At 56.2% G+C, this 20,435-nt stretch carries 15 protein-coding genes; 11 read left to right on the top strand and 4 right to left on the bottom strand.

What is annotated here, in order from left to right; translation table 11 throughout:
- Positions 1-57 precede the first annotated feature (57 nt).
- Genes AB4Y96_RS15125 through AB4Y96_RS15115 form a run of 3 tightly spaced genes read left to right on the top strand, consistent with a single transcriptional unit; the run spans position 58 to position 6,217 of the window.
- The gene (locus tag AB4Y96_RS15125; protein WP_441918313.1) at positions 58-1,290 is read left to right on the top strand and encodes an aromatic ring-hydroxylating oxygenase subunit alpha; all 1,233 of its coding nucleotides are present in this window, start codon (positions 58-60) and stop codon (positions 1,288-1,290) included.
- 38 nt (positions 1,291-1,328) lie between these two features.
- Positions 1,329-3,776, top strand: a complete 2,448-nt coding sequence (locus tag AB4Y96_RS15120; protein WP_441918279.1) for a GcvT family protein — start codon at positions 1,329-1,331, stop codon at positions 3,774-3,776.
- Positions 3,773-6,217, top strand: a complete 2,445-nt coding sequence (locus AB4Y96_RS15115) for a GcvT family protein (RefSeq protein ID WP_441918278.1) — start codon at positions 3,773-3,775, stop codon at positions 6,215-6,217. The genes AB4Y96_RS15120 and AB4Y96_RS15115 overlap by 4 nt, the downstream gene beginning before the upstream one ends.
- Before the next feature lie 307 nt (positions 6,218-6,524).
- On the opposite strand, the gene rocD is transcribed toward AB4Y96_RS15115, so the two are convergent.
- Positions 6,525-7,733, bottom strand: coding sequence for an ornithine--oxo-acid transaminase (rocD, locus tag AB4Y96_RS15110; protein WP_441918312.1), 1,209 nt, complete (start codon positions 7,731-7,733; stop codon positions 6,525-6,527).
- A 28-nt stretch (positions 7,734-7,761) separates the two neighbouring features.
- Entirely contained in the window at positions 7,762-8,745 is a 984-nt protein-coding gene (gene rocF, locus AB4Y96_RS15105) for an arginase (RefSeq protein ID WP_441918311.1), read from the bottom strand.
- Positions 8,746-8,922: 177 nt separating this feature from the next.
- Between rocF and AB4Y96_RS15100 the strand changes: the two genes are divergently transcribed.
- The 6 genes from AB4Y96_RS15100 to AB4Y96_RS15075 all read left to right on the top strand — a co-directional run bounded on the left by AB4Y96_RS15100 (position 8,923) and on the right by AB4Y96_RS15075 (position 15,031).
- Positions 8,923-9,348 carry an Lrp/AsnC family transcriptional regulator gene (locus AB4Y96_RS15100; RefSeq protein WP_091884590.1) on the top strand — a complete coding sequence of 142 codons (426 nt, stop codon included), beginning with the start codon at positions 8,923-8,925 and terminating at the stop codon, positions 9,346-9,348.
- A 22-nt stretch (positions 9,349-9,370) separates the two neighbouring features.
- Complete coding sequence (gene pabB / locus AB4Y96_RS15095; protein ID WP_441918277.1) at positions 9,371-10,774, top strand: aminodeoxychorismate synthase component I; 1,404 nt, start codon at positions 9,371-9,373, stop codon at positions 10,772-10,774.
- On the top strand, positions 10,771-11,364 hold the full coding sequence (locus AB4Y96_RS15090) for an anthranilate synthase component II (protein WP_441918276.1): 594 nt from the start codon (positions 10,771-10,773) through the stop codon (positions 11,362-11,364). The genes pabB and AB4Y96_RS15090 overlap by 4 nt, the downstream gene beginning before the upstream one ends.
- 143 nt (positions 11,365-11,507) lie before the next feature.
- Positions 11,508-12,956 (top strand): aldehyde dehydrogenase family protein, encoded by a 1,449-nt coding sequence (locus tag AB4Y96_RS15085; protein WP_441918275.1) that lies wholly within the window; start codon positions 11,508-11,510, stop codon positions 12,954-12,956.
- 152 nt (positions 12,957-13,108) lie between these two features.
- Positions 13,109-14,521 (top strand): magnesium transporter, encoded by a 1,413-nt coding sequence (mgtE, locus tag AB4Y96_RS15080; RefSeq protein WP_091884580.1) that lies wholly within the window; start codon positions 13,109-13,111, stop codon positions 14,519-14,521.
- Positions 14,522-14,644: 123 nt separating this feature from the next.
- Positions 14,645-15,031 (top strand): MerR family transcriptional regulator, encoded by a 387-nt coding sequence (locus tag AB4Y96_RS15075; RefSeq protein ID WP_091884577.1) that lies wholly within the window; start codon positions 14,645-14,647, stop codon positions 15,029-15,031.
- Between the two features lie 236 nt (positions 15,032-15,267).
- On the opposite strand, the gene AB4Y96_RS15070 is transcribed toward AB4Y96_RS15075, so the two are convergent.
- A complete protein-coding gene (locus AB4Y96_RS15070; protein WP_441918274.1) occupies positions 15,268-16,242 on the bottom strand; it encodes a heparan-alpha-glucosaminide N-acetyltransferase in 975 nt (324 codons plus the stop codon).
- 213 nt (positions 16,243-16,455) lie between these two features.
- Here AB4Y96_RS15070 and AB4Y96_RS15065 point away from each other — a divergent pair, with 213 nt between their 5' ends.
- The gene (locus tag AB4Y96_RS15065) at positions 16,456-17,655 is read left to right on the top strand and encodes an MFS transporter (RefSeq protein WP_112529319.1); all 1,200 of its coding nucleotides are present in this window, start codon (positions 16,456-16,458) and stop codon (positions 17,653-17,655) included.
- Here the strand turns inward: AB4Y96_RS15065 and AB4Y96_RS15060 are convergent.
- Entirely contained in the window at positions 17,650-18,369 is a 720-nt protein-coding gene (locus AB4Y96_RS15060) for a DUF599 domain-containing protein (RefSeq protein WP_091884571.1), read from the bottom strand. The two genes, AB4Y96_RS15065 and AB4Y96_RS15060, sit on opposite strands and share 6 nt — an antisense overlap.
- 587 nt (positions 18,370-18,956) lie before the next feature.
- On the opposite strand from AB4Y96_RS15060, the gene AB4Y96_RS15055 reads away from it, so the two are divergent.
- Positions 18,957-20,357 (top strand): L-serine ammonia-lyase, encoded by a 1,401-nt coding sequence (locus tag AB4Y96_RS15055; RefSeq protein ID WP_441918273.1) that lies wholly within the window; start codon positions 18,957-18,959, stop codon positions 20,355-20,357.
- Positions 20,358-20,435: the final 78 nt, after the last annotated feature.

The following is a 20,435-nucleotide window of genomic DNA, read 5'->3' as shown; positions in this document are numbered from 1 at the left end:
GCGACGCATCCGAGAAACAATAAGCGTTCGGGAACATTCTTTTTGAGCGAGGCAAAGATGGGCGCAGAACAGGCATTGGCCGGGATTGCACCGGCAGGCGACAAGATCGATCGCATGATTGCGGAACACCGGCCGGGTCACGGTCTGGTGCGCGCCTTCTATATGGACCCGGATGTCTATGCCAGAGATATGGAGCGCGTCTTCCGCCGCCACTGGCATTGCATCGGCCACGCCAGCATCATCCCCAATACAGGCGATTTCGAGCTGTTCAAGATCGATGCGGAAGCGGTGATCGTCTCACGCACCGAAGATGGGTCGATCCATGCATTCCTCAATGTCTGCCGCCATCGCGGCGCCGAGGTCTGCACCCAGCAAAAGGGCAATGCCCGCTTTTTCGTCTGCCCTTACCATGCATGGACCTACATGAACGACGGCAGCCTGCGGGCGGCCCGGTTGATGCCGCGGGATTTTGACCGCAGCGCCCACGGCTTGAAAAAACTGCATGTGCGGGTGGCCGAAGGGCTGATTTTCATCTGCTTCGCTGACGAACCATTGGATTTTTCCATCATCGAACAGTCACTGCGTACCACCTGCGGCCAATATGGCTGGGCCGATGCCAAGGTGGCGCACCGCGAGACCTATCCGGTTGATGCCAACTGGAAACTGGCGGTCGAGAACTATGTGGAGTGCTACCATTGCGGTCCGGCGCATCCTGAGTATTCGCAGACCCATGCGCTGGAGCAGCCACTGGAGAAAATCACCGAACTGAATGCCCGCATGGAGCAGCGCACCTGCGCGCTCGGCATTGACATCGCCACCGGCGATCACTGGCAGAATTCGGCGCAGGGTCAGGAAACCATCGATACGTTCCGCTATGCGCTCTATGATGGCGTATCGAGCGGTAGCGAGGATGGTTCGCCCGTTGGGCCATTGATGGGCCGTTTCACCGAATTTGATGGCGGCGTGACCTCCATTCACCTTGGCGGTACCAGCTTTCTCGTCTGCTACCCTGATCATGGCATGATCTATCGCTTTATCCCGAAGACGGCTGAGACCTGCGAGATGGAACTGATCTGGCTGGTGCGCGGCGACGCCGAAGAGGGCAGGGATTACGATCTTGAAAAGCTGACATGGCTTTGGAAGGTGACGACTGCCGAGGACAAGACAATCATCGAACACACGGCGCGCGGTGTACGCTCGCACTACTTCGTGCCGGGACCCATCGCGCCGATGGAGCAGAACGAATTGCGGTACATCCAGTGGTACCTCGATGAAATCGCACGGGCTTAGCCTGCAAACAAAAAGCATAAGACCACGGGAGACTTTGCATGTCTGAATTTCCAACGTCGGCGCGGGTCGTCATCATTGGCGGCGGGGCGGTCGGCGTCTCCTGCCTGTATCATCTGGCCAAGGCTGGATGGACCGATTGCGTGCTTCTGGAAAAGAACGAGCTGACATCGGGTTCCACATGGCATGCGGCGGGTAATGTGCCGACATTCTCCGCCTCGTGGTCGGTGATGAACATGCAGCGTTATTCGGCTGAACTCTATCGGGGACTGGCGCAGGAAGTCGACTACCCCATGAACTACCACGTCACGGGCTCGCTGCGGCTTGCCCATGGCAAGGAGCGGATGCGCGAGTTTCAGCGCGTCAAGAGCATGGGCCGCTATCAGGGCATGGATATTGATGTGCTCGGTGTCGATGAAATCACCGGGCGCTATCCCTTCCTGTCGACGCATGATCTGGAAGGCGCGCTCTACGATCCCAATGACGGCGATATTGATCCAGCCCAGCTGACGCAGGCTCTGGCCAAGGGCGCGCGCGATATGGGCGCAAAAGTCATCCGTTTTTGCCCTGTGACCGCTGCACGGCGCGATGGCGATGAATGGGTGATTTCCACGCCGCAGGGCGATATCCGCTGTGAATATGTGGTCAATGCCGCCGGTTATCGCGCGCAGGAAATCGGCAAACTGTTTGGCCGCGATGTGCCGATGATGGTGATGAGCCACCAATATCTGCTGTTTGATGAAATCCCTGAAATTGCCGCATGGAGCCGCGAGCAAGGCCACAAACTGCCACTGCTGCGTGATGTGGATTCGTCCTATTATCTGCGGCAGGAAAAGAACGGCATGAATCTTGGTCCCTATGAGCGCAATTGCCGGGCGCATTGGGCAACATCAGATGATCCGATGCCGGATGACTTTTCCTTCCAGCTTTTCCCCGATGATCTGGAACGGCTCGACTGGCATCTCAATGATGCCATTGCCCGCGTGCCCATTCTGGGAACGGCCGGCCTATCAAAGGTCATTAATGGTCCGATACCCTATGCACCCGATGGCAATCCGCTGATCGGGCCGATGCCTGGTGTTCCCAATGCTTTTGAAGCCTGTGTTTTCACCTTCGGCATTGCGCAGGCGGGCGGCGCAGGCAAGGTGCTGGCTGAGTGGGTGACGGAAGGTGCAACGGAATGGGATATGTGGTCCTGCGATCCGCGCCGTTTCACCGGCTTTGCCGATCAGGCTTACAGCGTCGCCAAGGGTGTTGAAGTTTATGGGCATGAATATGCCATTCATTTCCCGCGTCTCACATGGCCAGCCGGACGCAACAAAAAGCTCTCGCCGCTGCATGATCGTATCGCCAGGCTCGGCGCGCAGTTCGGTGCCTATAATGGCTGGGAGCGGGCAAACTGGTATGCGCAGCCCGGCGACGATACGTCGGAAGAATCCACCCAGACCTTTACGCGCGAAGGGCCATGGCAGCAGCGTATACGCGAAGAATGCCATGCGGTGCGCGATGCGGTCGGCATTCTCGATCTTCCCGGCTTTTCCCGCTTCAAGGTGAGCGGTGCGGGTGCGCGTGACTGGCTTTCAAGCCTGATCACCGGACTGGTGCCCAAACCCGGCCGTATCGGCCTTGGCTATTTTGCTGATGCCAAGGGCCGGGTCGTCACCGAAATGTCCATCATGGCGCTGGATGAGGACGTGTTTTTCCTGATCACCGCAGGTGTCGCCGAGTGGCATGATCTGGAATGGTTGCAAAACCATCTACCCAAGGGTAGCTCCATCACAATCAGCAATGTCACGGAGCAGTTTTCCTGTCAGATCGTCACCGGCCCCAAAGCCCGCGATCTCTTTGCCGGTATCTGCGATGCGGACCTGACAAAATCATGGCTGTCGCACCAGACAACACAGATTGCCGGACACTATTGCCAACTCGTGCGCGTTTCCTTTGCCGGAGAGCTTGGCTGGGAAATCCATAGCAAGATTGCCGACACCACAGCCATTTTCGATGCGGTCTGGCAGGCGGGACAGACATATGGGCTAAAGCCTTTCGGCATGTATGCGCTCGACTCGCTGCGACTGGAGAAAGGTTATCGCGCATGGAAGGGCGATCTTTCCACCGACTATACGCCGCTACAAAGCGGGCTTGAGCGTTTCATCAAATGGGAAAAGCCCGATTTTCTTGGCAAAGCTGCGCTTGAAAGCGAAAAACAGCGGGGCGTCACAAAGCGCTTCGTCACGTTGACCGTCGATGCCGGTGATTGCGATGCGCCTTACATGTCGACGCTTTGGCATAAGGGCAGCATTGTCGGTGAAATCACATCGGGTGGCTGGGGCCACCGGATCGACAAATCCATAGCCCTTGGCATGCTCAAGACCGAACTCACCGAACCCGGCACGGAAGTTGAAGTCGAAATTTTCGGCGAGCGCTTCAGGGCCACTGTTCATCCGGATCAACCGCTCTGGGACCCCAATAACGAAAGAATCCGCGCATGAGTTCGCTCCCCTCGAAAGCCCGGGCTGTCATCATCGGCGGCGGCGTTTCCGGCTGTTCCGTGGCCTATCATCTGGCGAAACTCGGCTGGACGGATATCGTCCTCCTGGAGCGCAAACAACTGACTTCGGGCACCACTTGGCATGCCGCTGGCCTGATCGGCCAGTTGCGTGCCTCGCAGAACATGACACGCCTCGCCAAATATTCAGCCGATCTCTATGTGAAGCTGGAGGAGGAAACCGGCGTTGCCACGGGCATGCGGCAGGTGGGTTCCATCACCGTGGCACTGACCGAAGAGCGCAAGCACGAAATTTACCGGCAGGCATCGCTGGCCCGTGCCTTCAATGTTGATGTGCGCGAGATTTCTCCAAGCGAAGTCAAAGAGATGTATCCGCATCTTAATATTGAAGATGTGGTTGGTGCAGTGCATTTGCCGCTGGATGGACAGTGCGATCCAGCCAATATTGCCATGGCGCTGGCCAAGGGCGCGAGACAACGCGGCGCAAAGATATTCGAGCAAGTGAAGGTCACCGATATCAGCAAAAAGAATGGCCGGGTATCGGGCGTTTCATGGGCCAAGGGCGAGGAACAGGGCACGATTGAAACCGATGTGGTGATCAACTGCGCCGGCATGTGGGCGCGTGATCTCGCATCCATGTCGGGTGTCACGGTGCCACTGCACGCCTGCGAGCATTTTTATCTCGTCACCGAAGCCATTCAGGGGCTTGGGCGGCTTCCCGTGCTGCGCGTCCCCGATGAGTGCGCCTATTACAAGGAAGATGCCGGAAAGATGATGCTCGGTGCCTTCGAACCTGTGGCAAAGCCTTGGGGCATGAACGGCATTTCCGAGGATTTCTGCTTTGATCAACTGCCTGAAGATTTCGAGCATTTCGAGCCGATCCTTGAAATGGGCGTCAACCGCATGCCGATGCTCGGCACGGCAGGTATTCATACCTTCTTCAATGGTCCTGAAAGTTTCACGCCTGATGATCGCTACTATCTCGGCGAAGCGCCGGAGCTTGGCGGCTACTGGGTTGCGGCGGGCTACAACTCGATTGGCATCGTCTCGTCGGGTGGCGCGGGCATGGCGCTGGCGCAGTGGATTCACGATGGTGAAGCGCCTTTCGATCTCTGGGAGGTGGATATCCGCCGCGCCCAGCCATTCCAGAAAAACCGCCGCTATCTGAAGGAACGTGTCTCCGAAACGCTCGGCCTGCTCTATGCCGACCATTTTCCCTACAGGCAGATGGCAACATCGCGCAATATCCGCAGATCGCCGCTGCATCAGCATTTGAAGGATCGCGGTGCCGTCTTTGGCGAGGTAGCGGGCTGGGAACGCGCCAACTGGTTCGCAAAACCCGGTCAGGAACGCGAATATCGCTATTCGTGGAAGCGGCAGAACTGGTTCGACAACCAGCGCGATGAGCATCTGGCCGTGCGCAGTGGTGTCGGTCTGTTCGACATGACGTCATTCGGTAAAATCCGCATTGAGGGCCGCGATGCACTGGCTTTCCTGCAAAAGCTCTGCGCCAACCAGCTCGATGTCGAACCGGGCAGGATTGTCTACACGCAGATGCTCAACAATCGCGGCGGTATTGAAAGCGATTTGACCATTACGCGCCTGTCGGAAACCGCGTTCTTTGCAGTCGTTCCGGGAGCGACGCTGCAACGCGATCTCGCCTGGATGCGCAAACTCCTCAAGGATGAGTTCGTTGTCATCACCGATGTGACGGCGGCGGAATCCGTACTTTGCCTGATGGGGCCGAAATCCCGCGACCTCATCGAAAAGATCAGCCCGAATGATTTCTCCAATGCCGGGCATCCCTTTGCAACAGCACGGGAAATCGAGATTGGCATGGGATTGGCGCGGGCGCATCGCGTCACCTATGTCGGTGAACTCGGCTGGGAACTTTATGTATCATCTGACCAGACCGCCCACGTCTTCGAGGCTTTGGAAGAAGCAGGGCAGGCGCTTGGCTTGAAACTCTGTGGCCTGCATACGCTGGATTCCTGCCGCATCGAAAAGGCTTTCCGCCATTTCGGCCATGATATCACCGATGAGGATCACGTTTTGGAGGCCGGTCTCGGCTTTGCCGTCAAACCTGCCAAGGGCGATTTCATCGGGCGCGATGCGGTGTTGAGGAAGAAGCAGAACGGGCTTGATCGAAGGTTGGTGCAGTTCCGCCTTGCTGATCCCGAGCCGCTGCTGTTCCACAATGAGGCAATCGTGCGCGATGGCGAGATTGTCGGAACGATCACCTCAGGCAATTACGGGCATCATCTCGGCGGTGCAATTGGCCTTGGCTATGTCGCCAGCAAGGGCGAGAGCGAAGAACAGGTGCTTTCATCCGTTTATGAGATCGAGATCGCCGGGGAGCGCGTGAAAGCCGAGGCTTCGCTGAAGCCGATGTATGATCCGAAGGCTGAACGGGTGAGGGTGTAAGAAAGATGTGTGGTGCGTGGTTCGACAAGTTCACCATGAGGGAGATTGGTGGATTGCAGGGAGCCAGGTTCTGCAACGTTGGCGATTAGCGTTGCAACGCCTCCCTTTCCGTCATCCTCGGGCTTGACCCGAGGACCCATGGCTGTGCAGCACTAAACTTCCCACTTAAACAGATGCATTCCAGCAGCTCGCTGACTTAAAGGCGCGTGCAGCATTTGCAACAAGCAGGAACAATGAATGCTGTCTTTCTTTGTTTGCCGTGGGTCCTCGGGTCAAGCCCGAGGATGACGGAGAAGGAGGGGCGTCCTCAATTCATGCTCGTCAGCACTTCATCGAACTGTTCCAGCGCCCAATCCACTTGATCGCGCGTGATCACCAATGGCGGTGCAATGCGGATCGTATCGCCATGGGTGTCCTTGGCCAGAATTCCGCGTTCCTTCAACGCGTAGCAGAACCGATTGGCACCACCGGCTTCCGGATGCAGCTCAATCGCCAGCATCAACCCACGACCCCGCACCTCGCGGACAATATTGCTGCGGATGCCTTTGAGTTGCTGCAGGAAATATTCGCCTTCGATGCGGGAGTTTTCGATCATGTTTTCTTCGGTCAGCACGCGCAGGGCAGCCCGGGCGATGGCGCAGGCAAGCGGGTTGCCGCCAAATGTGCTGCCATGCTGGCCGGGTTTCAGAACGCCGAGCACATCGCTGTTCGAAAGCACTGCGGAAACCGGATAGAAACCGCCTGACAGCGCCTTACCAATCAGCGTGACATCCGCTTCGATACCCTCATGGGCTTCGGCCAAGAGAGCGCCGGTGCGGCCAAGGCCAGTCTGGATTTCATCAAGGATGAGCGTGATGTTATTCTGCGTGCAAAGTTCGCGCACCTTGGTGAAATAGCCCTTTGGCGGGATGATCACGCCCGCTTCACCCTGAATAGGCTCAACGAGGAAAGCCACCGTGTTTGATGTCAGTGCTGCGGCAAACGCATCGATATCGCCAAACGGAACCACCTTGAAGCCCGGCGCAAAGGGGCCAAAGTTCTCGCGCGCCGATGGGTCGGTGCTGAAACCGACGATTCCCATGGTGCGGCCATGAAAATTATCGGAACAGACGATGATCTCTGCGGCATTCTCTGGCACGCCCTTGACCTCATAACCCCATTTGCGAACGGCCTTGATGGCAGTCTCGACGGCTTCGGCACCGCTGTTCATTGGTAGAATCTTGTGCGAGCCGGTTAGCGCCGCCAGCTCCTCATAGAACAGGGCAAGCTGGTCATTGCGAAACGCGCGGGAGGTCAGTGTGAGCTTTGATGCCTGTTCAGTCATCGCGCTAAGGATTTTGGGATGGCAATGGCCCTGATTGACAGCCGAATAGGCCGAGAGGCAATCGAGATAACGATTGCCATCGATATCCCAGACATGCACGCCTTCACCGCGCGACAGAACCACATCAAGCGGCTTGTAATTATGAGCGCCAAGACGGGACTCGGTCGAAATCAGTTGGGCGGCTGTCTGCAGCAAAATATCCTCCTATTTGCCAATTTTCTTATACGTTGAGAGCAGCGGTGCTCTGGTCTGACTGGGCGGGACGTTCATAAATCTGCCGGCCGAACAGGCTGGCGACGAGATCGACAAGCAGCATGGCGCTCTTGCCGCGATCATCAAGAAACGGGTTGAGTTCAACGATATCGAGCGAACCGACAACGCCGGAATCATGCAGCATTTCCATGGCGAGATGCGCTTCGCGATAGGTCGCGCCGCCGGGAACTGTCGTGCCAACACCGGGTGCGAGCGATGGATCGATGAAATCCACGTCAAAGCTGACATGCAGGATGCCATTGGCCTTTTGCACGCGTTCAATGATGCGGCGCATGAGCTTGGCCACGCCGAACTCATCAATCTGGCGCATGTCGATAACGTCGATGCCGCGTTCACGCAGCAGCTTTCGCTCAACAGTATCAATGGAACGAATGCCGAAAAGATGCAGATTTTCAGGCTTGATCAGGCCATGCGGCTCATCGCCAAATACGCCTTCAAGGCCGGGTTCGTTGCACAGGAGCGCCGCCGACATGCCATGCATATTGCCCGATGGTGATGTGGCCGGTGTGTTGAAATCCGAATGGGCATCGAGCCAGAGCACGAAGAGTTCGCGGTTGTTTTCCTGGCAGTAGCGAGCAACACCAGCGACCGAACCCATGGAAAGCGAATGGTCGCCGCCGAGAATAACTGGAAATTCTCCCGCCTTCATCGCTTCATAGGTCTCAACGCACAGCATACGCGACCAGGCGGCAATCTTTTCGATATGGTGAGCAAGACCCGTGACTGGTGGGACGACTGGCAACACATCGGGCAGGCGAAGGTCGCCATGGTCATCAACAGGATGGCCCATTTCTTCCAATGTGCTGATGAGACCGGCAGTGCGCAGCGCCGCAGGTCCCATCAGGGCGCCGAGACGACCGGCGCCTTCCTCGATAGGCGCGCCGACAATCATCAATTTCTGTTTTGGGTCGTTCTCAAATTTGCCGAGCATGTTCATCAACAAGCGCCACTTTCGCGTTTAATTGGTCAATAGATGGAAGCCGGAGAACCCTCCGTCGCGGCCATTATACTGCCAGCCCGGGGCGGTGACAAATAGACAGCATCCTGATAGAAATGCGCAACTTAATGCGCAGATTGCGCAACAGAATTATACAAATTGGAATATGATATGGATGACCTCGACCGCCGATTGCTGTCTTTGCTCCGGGATGATTGCCGCATGCCCGTTTCGTCGATGGCGACATTGCTGGGTATTTCGCGCGCCACCGTGCGCGCCCGCGTCGACAAGCTGACCAGCGATGGCACCATTCAGGGTTTCACCGTGACGCTGAAAGCCGGGGCGGGTGTTTATGGTGTGCGTGCCATTGCCATGATCGAAGTGGCGGGCCAAGGTGCGGAGAAAGTTATCCGCCGTCTGCAGGGGTTTCCCGAGATTCGCGCGCTGCATACGACCAATGGACGTTGGGATATTGTCGCGGAAATCGAAGTCGAAACCCTTGAAGCCTTCGATCATACCTTGCGGGACATTCGCCATATTGACGGAATCACCCTGACCGAGACAAGTATCCTTCTTTCAACCCGCAAAAGCGGGTGAAATCACCGGGAGATAGTAACGGATGTATATCCGGGAAATTCCATGGCTGGAACCTGTAGATGCTGCCGAAAGCCTCAGGCCATTCGGGGGCTTGAGCTTTCTTGACAGCGCCATGCGTCATGACCAGCTCGGCCGTTATTCCTATGTGGCCGCCGATCCCTTCGGAAAACTGGTGGTAACAGACGGTGTAGTCCACTGGAACGATGAAGCATCGCAACTTCCGCCACTGGAGGCGCTTTCCCATTATCTGGACCTGTATCAGCTCGATGATCAGCGTGATCTTCCTCCTTTCCACGGCGGAGCGATCGGTTATTTTTCCTATGAATTCGGACGCTTGCTGGAAAATCTTCCCGAACCGGTAAAGCAGCCGCAAGGCGACGTTCCGGATGCGGTCTGGAGTTTTTATGATGTCGTTCTTGCCTTCGATCACCTGAAACAAAAGGTCTGGCTGGTTTCATCGGGCTTGCCGGAGCAAGCGGGGGAACAACGTGCGGCTCGTGCTGTAGAGCGTTCGGATGCCTTCTTTGCCGCGCTCGAAAAACGACCGGAACAGCACAGCTTTCCAAGACCACGCATTGCGCGAGAAATCTGGCAATCCAATTTCGAGCGTGAAGCCTATATGCAGGCTGTCGCTGGGGTTGTTGAATACATTCTCGACGGCGATATTTTTCAGGCCAACATCGCGCAACGGTTTAGCGCCGATCTTCCTGATGATTATCCCATCTGGTCGTTCTACAAAGCCTTGCGCCAGCGCAACGCTGCAACATTTGCCGCCTATCTCGAACATGACGATCTGGTGATAGCTTCAAGTTCGCCCGAGAGGTTTTTGTCGGCGCGTGGCAGGAATGTCGAAACACGGCCAATCAAGGGTACTGTACCGCGCTCGGCTGATCCTGACATCGACCGGCAGCATGCGGATGAACTGCTGGCGTCGGAAAAGGATCGCGCTGAAAACCTGATGATTGTTGATCTGATGCGCAACGACCTTTCGCGCGTCTGCAATCCCCATTCTGTTCTAACGCCTGTACTTTGCGGTCTGGAATCCTATGCCAGCGTGCATCATCTGGTTTCCGTCGTCACCGGTCGTTTGGCGGATGATAGAACATTGCTGGATCTGATCCGCGCGGCATTCCCCGGCGGTTCGATCACTGGCGCACCAAAATTGCGGGCGATGGAGATCATCACGGAAACCGAGCATGTTGCGCGGGGCATCTATTGCGGTTCGATCGGCTTTATCGGCTTCAATGGCAATATGGATACCAATATCGCTATCCGCACGGTGCTGTTTCAGGGTGGCAAGGCTGTGTTTCAGGCGGGGGGCGGTATCACGGCGCTATCCGATCCGGCGGCGGAATATCAGGAGACGCTCGATAAGGCGGTGCGGATTTTCGATGTGTTCGATATGGCCGGAGATATCGGGTCATGATCCTCATCATCGATAATTACGATTCGTTTGTTTTCACCGTGGCGCGCTATTTTGCCGAACTTGGCGAGGAAACGCAGGTTGTCCGCAATGACGCGATCTCGATTGCCGATATTGAAACGTTAAAGCCCTCGGCTCTCGTTATTTCGCCGGGACCATGCGGACCGCATGAAGCGGGCCAGTCGCTGGCCATCATTGAAAAGTTCAGCGGTACTCTGCCTATTCTGGGCATCTGCCTTGGCCACCAGTGTATAGGTGAGGTCTTTGGTGGCAAGGTTTTGCGCGCGCAACAGCCTATGCATGGCCGTTCATCACTGATCCAGCACGACGGAACAGGGGTGTTCAAGGGACTGCCAAGCCCATTCAAGGCGGGGCGTTACCATTCGCTTATTGTCGTTGCCGATGAAAGCACCACCGCGCTCACTGTTACTGCACGTTCGGATAGGGGCGAAATCATGGGGCTCGCACATAATGAGCACCCGACCTTTGGCGTACAGTTTCATCCGGAATCGGTGCTGACGGAATATGGCCATGCGATGCTGGGCAATTTCCTGCGCCTCAGCCGTCAGTTCCATCAGCGGAAGAAATCGTGAACCGATAAGAGTACGCCGCTATTTTCGCCTCTTTGTTCGATATTGCTGTTGGCTGGTAACCTATTCATCGGCTACACCTTCAATCGAACAATGAGCGGCATCGACCAGCTCTCAATCAACATCCCACAGGCAGGAGACCAACCATGCTTCGCAAGACCGATTTCTATATCAATGGAAAATGGACAGCTCCAGTCGTGGCAAGAGACCTTGAAGTCATCAATCCTGCCGATGAGCAGGCATTTGCTGTCATTTCAGTTGGATCAGCCGCCGACGTCGATGCTGCAGTGAACGCCGCGCGCAAGGCATTCAGCACCTGGAGCCTGACAAGCCGTGAGGAACGCATTGCGTGGCTTGAACGCCTGACCGCAGTCTATGAAGCGCGTATCAACGATATGGCGCAGGCGATTTCGTCCGAAATGGGTGCGCCGATCAAAATGGCGCTGGAAGAGCAGGCGGCCTCGGGCACCAGCCACCTCAAGGCTTTCATGCGCGCTTTGAAGGATTTCAAATTCGAACGGCCATTGGATGAGCACAACAAGAATGTCCTGATCGCCTATGAACCAATCGGCGTTTGCGGCCTGATCACACCATGGAACTGGCCGATGAATCAGGTCATCCTCAAGGTTGTGCCCGCTATTGCTGCAGGTTGCACCGTTGTGCTGAAACCTTCTGAAATTGCACCGATTTCGTCAGTTGTATTTGCCGAAATGATCGATGCATCGGGTCTTCCGGCTGGTGTTTTCAACATGGTCAATGGCGATGGCCCGTCGGTCGGTGCTGCCATGTCCGCACATCCCGGCATCGACATGATGTCGTTTACCGGATCGACCCGCGCAGGCATTGCCGTCACCAAGGCGGCTGCCGATACGGTCAAGCGCGTGTCGCTGGAACTCGGCGGCAAGTCACCCAATATTGTTTTTGCCGACAGCGATGTCGAAGCAGCTGTCACGCGCGGCGTGCAACACGTGTTCAACAACACAGGCCAGTCCTGCAATGCGCCAACGCGCATGCTGGTGGAACGCTCCGTTTACGCCAAGGCAACGGAAGTGGCTGCCGCCACAGCCAAGGCGACAGTGGTTGGCGATCCGGCAAAGGATGGCGACCATATGGGCCCGCTCGTTTCCGAAGCACAGTTCAATAAGGTACAGGGCCTGATTGAACAGGGCATCAAGGAAGGTGCGCGCCTGATTGCCGGTGGTACTGGCCGTCCGGAAGGTTTTAATCGGGGCTATTTCGTTCGTCCAACCGTGTTTGCCGATGTGAACAATGACATGACGATTGCCCGTGAAGAAATCTTTGGACCGGTGCTTGCCATGATCCCGTTCGATACGGAAGAAGAGGCCGTCGAAATCGCCAATGACACGCCTTATGGGCTCGCTGCCTATATCCAATCCGGTGATCGCGAACGGATCAAGCGTGTGTCAAAGCAGCTGCGTGCCGGTATGGTTCGCGTGAACGGCGCGTCGCATAAGGCAGACGCACCTTTCGGCGGCTACAAGCAGTCCGGCATTGGCCGTGAGGGCGGTCATTGGGGACTGGAAGACTTTCTTGAGGTCAAGGCAATCAGCGGCTGGGAAGACAGCGCCGCCTGATATCAATGCTTTGCGTCCAATGGTTGAGCAGGGTAGTAGTAACCCTCTGAAATTGCGCATAATCCCTCAAGAATTCGATTTGGATTTCAGGGGTTATGCGCTAACTGACAGTCTGACAGTGCAAGACATGTCAGGAAGGCAGGTGCGGACCGATGGACGAAACTGAAACATTGCCTCAGTCCGCCGATGAAGAGCGGGACGTCGACATTTATGGCGAAGACGGCGCTGTCCGCTCTTCCTATCTCGCCCGTGTCGGCGCCGCCATTGCGGATCGCGATGTTCTGTTTCTTCGGTCCCACGTCGGCAAGCTGCACCAGTCCGAGCTTGGCCACGTTCTTGAGGCGCTGCAATCGGAGCAGCGCTCGGCACTCATCGAGCTTCTTGGCGATGAATTCGATTTTGCGTCTCTGGCGGAAGTTGATGAGGCCGTGCGCCTCGAAATCGTCGACGCCATGCCGAATCAGCAGATCGCTGAAGCGGTTCAGGATCTTGATTCCGATGATGCCGTCTACATTCTTGAGGATCTCGACCAAGAAGACCGCGACGAGATTCTGGCGCAACTGCCATTTACCGAGCGCGTCCGTCTTCGCCGCTCTCTCGGCTATCCGGAAGAAACCGCCGGTCGCCGTATGCAGACGGAGTTTGTCGCGGTTCCGCCATTCTGGACCGTCGGACAGACCATCGACTACATGCGCAACAACGCGGATTTGCCCGAGTCTTTTTCGCAGATTTTCGTCATCGATCCGATGTTCCGGCTGCTCGGCGCCATTGATCTCGACCGTATCCTGCGCGCCGGACGCGATGCGAAGATCGACGAGATCATGCACGAGACGCGTCACGCCATTCCTGCGACCATGGATCAGGAAGAAGCGGCGCAAATCTTTGAACAGTACGATCTTCTGTCTGCGGCCGTTGTCGATGAGAACGAGCGGCTCGTTGGCGTGCTCACCATCGAAAACATCGTGGACGTCATTCAGGAAGAGGCCGAAGAGGATATCATGCGCCTCGGCGGCGTCGGCGACGAAGAACTTTCCGACTCGGTCTTTTCAACATCCCGTTCACGCACGCCATGGCTGGTCGTAAATCTGTTCACCGCGTTTCTGTCCGCATCCATCATCGGGCTGTTTGACGGGACGATCCAGCAGATGGTCGCGCTTGCGGTCCTTATGCCCATCGTGGCTTCTATGGGCGGCAACGCGGCGACCCAGACCATGACCGTCACCGTGCGCGCCTTGGCGACCCGGCACATGGATATCTACAATGCGGGCCGCATCATCCGCCGCGAGGCTTCGGTCGGGCTTATTAACGGCATGGTGTTCGCGCTATTGATAGGCATGGTCGCGGGCCTTTGGTTCCAGAGTGTCGAACTTGGCGGGATTATCGCCACAGCCATGATCATCAACATGATGGCGGCGGCGCTGGGTGGCATTCTGATTCCCCTGCTGCTCGACAAGTTCGGAGCCGATCCGGCTATTTCATCGGCAGTTTTTGTAACGACTGTAACCGACGTTGTCGGTTTTTTCTCATTTTTGGGATTGGCAACCTGGTGGTTTGCACTGGGTTGAAACGCCTCTTACGTAAGGTTTGTGACCAACGTTCATTTGTGCGAACAAAGGTGCAATTGACTTTTACGTAATTGCGTGGCCAAACATTCGTGTGAAATAAAGAGAAACAGAGCAGTGTCTGTCATGCGCGAATATTATTCCATTACTGAGCTGACGCGGGAGTTTGGCGTTTCGACGCGGACATTGCGCTTTTATGAGGACGAGGGGCTGATCCATCCGGTTCGCCGTGGACGCACCCGCCTGTTTCGTCCATCAGACCGGCATCTTCTCAAGCAGATCCTTCGCGGCAAGCGCCTCGGCTTTTCCATCGCCGAGATCCACGAGATCGTCCAAATGTACACCGAGCCACCGGGTGAAATGGGTCAACTGCACCTGTTGATGAAGCGCGTGGAAGAAAAACGTGGTGATCTGCGCCAAAAACGCCGGGATATTGAAGAGACGCTAACGGAGCTTGATCAGGTGGAAGAGGCCTGCATTGAGCGGCTGGCAGAGCTGGGTGTTAATACCTGAGATTTACGTTCACTTCCAAGATTACGCTAACAAGGCTGCATAAATCAGTGGTGCGTGGTTCGACAGGCTCACCATGAGGGATAGGGGTGATGTAAGGGAGCTTTATTCTGCAACCCTCATGCCCAACCTTTGTGCCTGAGCCTTTGTGATATATGCCGAAACCTTCGCGATTATCGTTGCATCCACACTCTCCCTCATGGTGAGCTTGTCGAACCACGAACCACGAACCACACCATTCACGGCTGCATCGCCTCATTGCTGCACATACTGGTAATATCCTGTATCTGCGGATCGTTGTCCTGCGTGCGTTTGCCCGCATAGACATCATCGAAAATCTTCTGTGTTTCCAGCTGGCTCATCGTGCAGGTGCAGAAGCGCTCGCAGAATGCCTTCTCATTGTCCGCAGAACAGGTACGCGTGCATTCCCGGTCAAAAACCTCGTGTGGCGTCAGCGTTGCAGGAGGAAACACCTGAGCAATGAGGAACACGCAGCCGAATAGAACCGGCTGATGAATGAGATAGAATGCCAGACTGTGCCGCCCGATGAACCGCAATCCGCGGTCGAGCCAGCCGGGAACAATGTTTCCTGCGAAAATTCCCGTGAGATTGAAGTGCAGCAGAGTTTTGGCAAGCGCCATTCCGGCGAGTACCGGACCGAACCACGGGAAAACCGGGACGTAATCATTCGAAAGGATCGGCATTTCCGACAGGCCCAGCGGCCAGAAAACCGGCCCGTCGAATGTGGCCGATGCCAGATAATGCGGTGCGGCGACAACAGCGGCTGCTGCCACAGCAATCACGATAGCCGGAAGGCGCAGGAACAACAGGCCGAGTACACTTGCGGCGGCAATCTCGTGCAGAATGCCAAAAAACACAAAACTATCCGGCGTGATATACAGGGTAACAAGCGTGACCGCCAGTGATGCCAGGACAATCTGCACAAGACGGATACCAAAGGGTCGCCAGCGAACGCCGTTGCGATGCGCAAGAACAAGGCTGAAACCGACAAGCACGAGAAAGGTCGAGGCGATGATGCGGGCGTAGAGCTTCCACGGGCCATGGCCCGTGGTGCCGGGCTCCATATAGCCGAAAAACTCGAAATCCCAGCCCGTGTGATAGGTGGCCATAGCGATGAGCGCGATGCCCCGCAAAACGTCCAGCTTGCCGAGACGGGATTTGGCGGGCGGGGTCAACGTCTCAGTCTGGCTCATACGGGAATCTCGATTAATGCAACTCTATGCAAGCTAGGGGAGTTGGAAAACAAAATCCACGTGTTCCCATGCGCTGGATGATTGATATTTCGCATTTATTTCAGCATTTTCTGCGAAACAGACATATTATGTCGCTTGATTGACTGCTATCCCTTGCGTGGCGTCCGATTGTCCAAGGGCGCTCGAATCAGCACATCCCCGATAGCCAAGCCAGTGATCAATCAAGTTCGCCATCCTATCTGGATCAGTACGGCCAAACGCCCGACAGCTCGGGTGTTTGCGATCCTCTTTGGCATCGAGTCCATGGCCCGTGCGATCATTACCAGCGTGGTGCCGATCCAGACCTATGATCTGCTGCAGAGCGAACGCAGCGTCAGCATCCTTTATACCTGTATGTCGATGCTTGGGTTGATGGTGACACTGTCCATTCCGCTGTTGATTGTCCGCATTCCGCGCCGCTGGGTCTATACATCTGGTGCGGTGTCGCTGATGCTCGGCTGCGCTGCCTTTGCGCTGGATACGGTGCCGGGGCAGGCGGCTGGACTGTTCCTGCGCACTTTTGGCGCGGGTGCGCTGTCGATCACCCTGAGCCTCTACATCATGGATCATATCAAGAGGGGCGAACTGGTCCGCGCTGAATCCGTGCGCATGGCAACGGCCACCGTGGCGTGGACAGCGGGACCATTCCTTGGCGTTTTCCTCTACAGCACGATGGGCATGATCGCGCCGTTCCTGCTTTCAATCGGCTTTTCCCTGCTGCTGCTGACCCTGTTCTGGTATTTCCGCCTGAGCGACAATCCGGCTCTGCAGAAAGGTCCGAGCCGCGCTGCCAATCCCATCGCCAATGTCAGGCGGTTTGTCGCCCAGCCACGTCTGCGGCTGGCATGGCTCATCGCCTTCTCGCGGTCGTGCTACTGGAGCACGTTCTTTGTCTACGGCCCTATTCTCATGGTGGCGACGGGGCAGGGCAAGCTTGCGGGTGGTCTGCTCGTATCGCTTGGCAACCTGTTTCTGCTTGGGTCGATCCTGTGGGGCAAGGTTGGCATGGCCAAGGGGCTGATGCGGACGATTTCGGGTGTCTTCGTTCTTCTGGCGTTGGCGCTGGCCGGTGCTGGACTTGCCGGTGAAAAATTCCCGATGATTGCAGCGCTCATGCTGCTGACCGGCGCTTTTTTCTGCGTCGCGCTGGATACGCTGGCGTCAACGACATTCATTCGCGCGGTTCATCCGCATGAGCGGGCGCAAATGACCTCAGTATACAGGACCTATCTCGATTTCTCAGAGCTTTTACCAGCGTTCTTCTATTCGATTATTCTGACATTTTTCAGCCTTGGCGCGATTTTCATCGCGCTTGGAATGCTGATGGTGTTCACGGCAATCGTCGTCTGGCGCTACCTGCCGCGCGGACTATGAATCAGTCTCGGCATTATTGCGCATGAGCGCATCGCGGGCGTTCGAGAAAAACTGACGGCGCAAGAGGACAACCGCAACCAGGCTGGTCGTGATCATGAACAGGATGGGGTCGAGGAACCATCCGAGATAGCCGATGGAAAAGAAAATCCCGCGCAACCCGCTGTTGAAATGCTGGCCAGCCAGAATGTTGATCTCTGCCGCCCGGTTGACGGCAAAGACGACCTGCGGATCATCCGGGGCCTTGTCACGCGCCATCGGCACGCCGCCGATCAGAATCGAGCAGTAGTTGAACAGCCGGTATGCCCAGGCAAACTTGAAGAACGCATAGGCGAAGAGAACCAGCAGACCGAGAACTTTGGTTTCAAAAAGCCGCTCGGTTGTCTCGCCCAGAAACGGTATATCGTGGAAAAGCGTGACCACCCGCCCGGATGAATTCAGCAGACCGAAACAGCCGCCAATGGCAAGAATCGATGTTGACGCAAAAAAGCCGGTGCCTTGCTGCAAGCCGATCATGATGCTGGTGTCGATCATGCGCAGCTCGCGGCTCGACATGGTGGTCATCCATTGCCGCCTTGCCAGATTCATTTCCGATGTCAGCGAGCGCCGATTGAGAAACCCGTTTGCCGTCGTGTGCGAATACAGCCCCCATACGCCGAAGAAATAGAGAAGGGCCAGCGCATCAACCCAGTAGGACATTAAGCGTGCGGATTCCATGCGGGCTCTCTCGGTGTGAGATGAAGTCTATGAACGGCAAGTTACTCGTTTTACTGTTGCACTCAACATGATTTTACCCCAATCGTAAACGGCGCCGTGAGCGGTATTACCATTTAAGGTGTTGATATCGTTGGTGTCATGCACTTGGCGCATTTCAGCTATGCGTGTGTTCGCCCTGATTTTGCCACCTTTGGCGTTGCGAAGAAAGGTATGGGCAGTTATATCCACTCTCCCAGAGACGGAGCCTTTCGAGCGAATCGTGTCCTTCCAAGAGAAACAGGGAAATACAAAATTCATGGACGATAGCGTTCAAAAATCCTGCTGGGGCATTACAGCCTGGGCAGTCGTTGGTTTTGCAGTGATTTTACTTGTGACCTATCTGGTCGTTATTCACTGAGTAAAATAGCAGGCTCCATACCAGTTGAGCCGGAATAATTTTCTGATGTAAGGGTGCGGCGCGACTGCACCCTTTTTCTTTGGTCTGGCATGTCGTAGAAACACAACGCTAGGTCGGTGGCTGGCTTCGGCGCAGACGCCAGAACAGCCATTATACGCTATATGCAATTTCACCTGTTGAGGTAGCCCGAATGTTCCTGTCGGTTTTCGATCTGTATAAAATCGGCATTGGTCCTTCGAGTTCTCACACGATGGGCCCGATGACGGCTGGCGGGTTGTTTCTCGCGGAATTGAAGAGCGGACAATGGCCACGGCCGACGGGCGTGAAGGTTGATCGGCTGCGGGTGCATTTGCACGGATCGCTGGCTTTCACCGGTATTGGTCATGCGACGGATCGTGCGGTTATTCTGGGCCTCTGTGGTCTTCTGCCGGCCACGATTGATCCCAACCAGATGGATGCGCTGCTGGAAACAGTGAAGCAGGAAAAGCGTATCCGTCCGGAAGGACATCCCGCCTATCGCTTCGATCCGGCTACGGATTTGATCATGGATCGCCGGACGCCATTGCCGGGTCACGCCAATGGCATGGCCTTCGAAGCCTATGATGCGGATGAGCGCCTGCTGTTGCGCCGTATTTTCTATTCGATTGGTGGTGGCTTTGTCGTCACCGAGGAAGAGCTTGAAAGCGCCAAGACCCGGACGGCTCCCAAGGCTGAAGACCCGGTTCCATTCCCGTTCAAGAACGCTGCGCAGATGCTTACCATGAGCGAGGAAAGCGGATTGTCCATTGCGGAAATGAAGCGCCGCAACGAAGAAGTTTTCATGAGCCGCGACGATCTGAATACCGGTCTTGATCGCATCTGGTCGGCCATGCGCTCCTGCATTGATCGCGGTCTGGAGCAGGAAGGCATTATGCCCGGCGGGCTCAAGGTCAAGCGTCGCGCGCGTTATCTGCATGACCGGCTGCAGGAGGAATGGCGGCAGAACCGCATGAACCCGCTTCTGGCCAATGACTGGCTCTCGGTTTACGCCATGGCCGTCAATGAGGAAAACGCCGCTGGCGGGCGGGTTGTCACTGCACCAACCAATGGCGCTGCGGGCGTCGTCCCGGCGGTGCTGCGCTATTACCTGCATTTCCATGATGATGCGGATGCCGATGGTATCCGCGACTTCCTGCTGACGTCAGCTGCCGTTGGCGGCGTCATCAAGCACAATGCGTCCATTTCAGGCGCTGAAGTCGGTTGTCAGGGCGAGGTTGGTTCCGCCTCTGCCATGGCGGCAGCCGGACTTGCCGCCGTTATGGGCGGATCCGCTGCCCAGATCGAGAATGCTGCAGAAATCGCGCTGGAACATCACCTTGGCATGACCTGCGATCCCGTCGCCGGTCTCGTGCAGGTGCCTTGCATCGAGCGCAATGCGCTTGGAGCGGTTAAGGCTGTGACTGCTGCCTCGCTCGCCATCAAAGGCGATGGCACGCACTTCGTACCGCTGGACGCGTGCATCGAAACCATGCGCCAGACCGGGCGTGACATGAACGAGCGTTATAAGGAAACCAGCCTCGGCGGTCTTGCGGTGAATGTGGTCGAGTGCTGACAATACCCGTGCATTGCCGAAAACACTTTCAATAAATCAGATACAGTCAAATCCCAAAATGGTGCCATAGTTTCATCC

This window comes from Phyllobacterium sp. TAF24, assembly GCF_052113785.1.
Classification (GTDB): domain Bacteria; phylum Pseudomonadota; class Alphaproteobacteria; order Rhizobiales; family Rhizobiaceae; genus Phyllobacterium.
This window is presented reverse-complemented; position numbering and strand designations above follow the sequence as displayed.

Bases quoted from the DNA above. Each gene is read 5' to 3' on its own strand.
- AB4Y96_RS15090 (WP_441918276.1), top strand. From the start codon at position 10,771: ATGATCCTCATCATCGATAATTACGATTCGTTTGTTTTCACCGTGGCG.
- AB4Y96_RS15055 (WP_441918273.1), top strand. From the start codon at position 18,957: ATGTTCCTGTCGGTTTTCGATCTGTATAAAATCGGCATTGGTCCTTCG.
- rocF (WP_441918311.1), bottom strand. From the start codon at position 8,745: ATGCTCGGCAAATTTGAGAACGACCCAAAACAGAAATTGATGATTGTC.
- AB4Y96_RS15100 (WP_091884590.1), top strand. From the start codon at position 8,923: ATGGATGACCTCGACCGCCGATTGCTGTCTTTGCTCCGGGATGATTGC.
- AB4Y96_RS15120 (WP_441918279.1), top strand. From the start codon at position 1,329: ATGTCTGAATTTCCAACGTCGGCGCGGGTCGTCATCATTGGCGGCGGG.
- AB4Y96_RS15070 (WP_441918274.1), bottom strand. From the start codon at position 16,242: ATGAGCCAGACTGAGACGTTGACCCCGCCCGCCAAATCCCGTCTCGGC.
- AB4Y96_RS15125 (WP_441918313.1), top strand. From the start codon at position 58: ATGGGCGCAGAACAGGCATTGGCCGGGATTGCACCGGCAGGCGACAAG.
- AB4Y96_RS15085 (WP_441918275.1), top strand. From the start codon at position 11,508: ATGCTTCGCAAGACCGATTTCTATATCAATGGAAAATGGACAGCTCCA.
- AB4Y96_RS15075 (WP_091884577.1), top strand. From the start codon at position 14,645: ATGCGCGAATATTATTCCATTACTGAGCTGACGCGGGAGTTTGGCGTT.
- AB4Y96_RS15115 (WP_441918278.1), top strand. From the start codon at position 3,773: ATGAGTTCGCTCCCCTCGAAAGCCCGGGCTGTCATCATCGGCGGCGGC.
- pabB (WP_441918277.1), top strand. From the start codon at position 9,371: ATGTATATCCGGGAAATTCCATGGCTGGAACCTGTAGATGCTGCCGAA.
- AB4Y96_RS15060 (WP_091884571.1), bottom strand. From the start codon at position 18,369: ATGGAATCCGCACGCTTAATGTCCTACTGGGTTGATGCGCTGGCCCTT.
- mgtE (WP_091884580.1), top strand. From the start codon at position 13,109: ATGGACGAAACTGAAACATTGCCTCAGTCCGCCGATGAAGAGCGGGAC.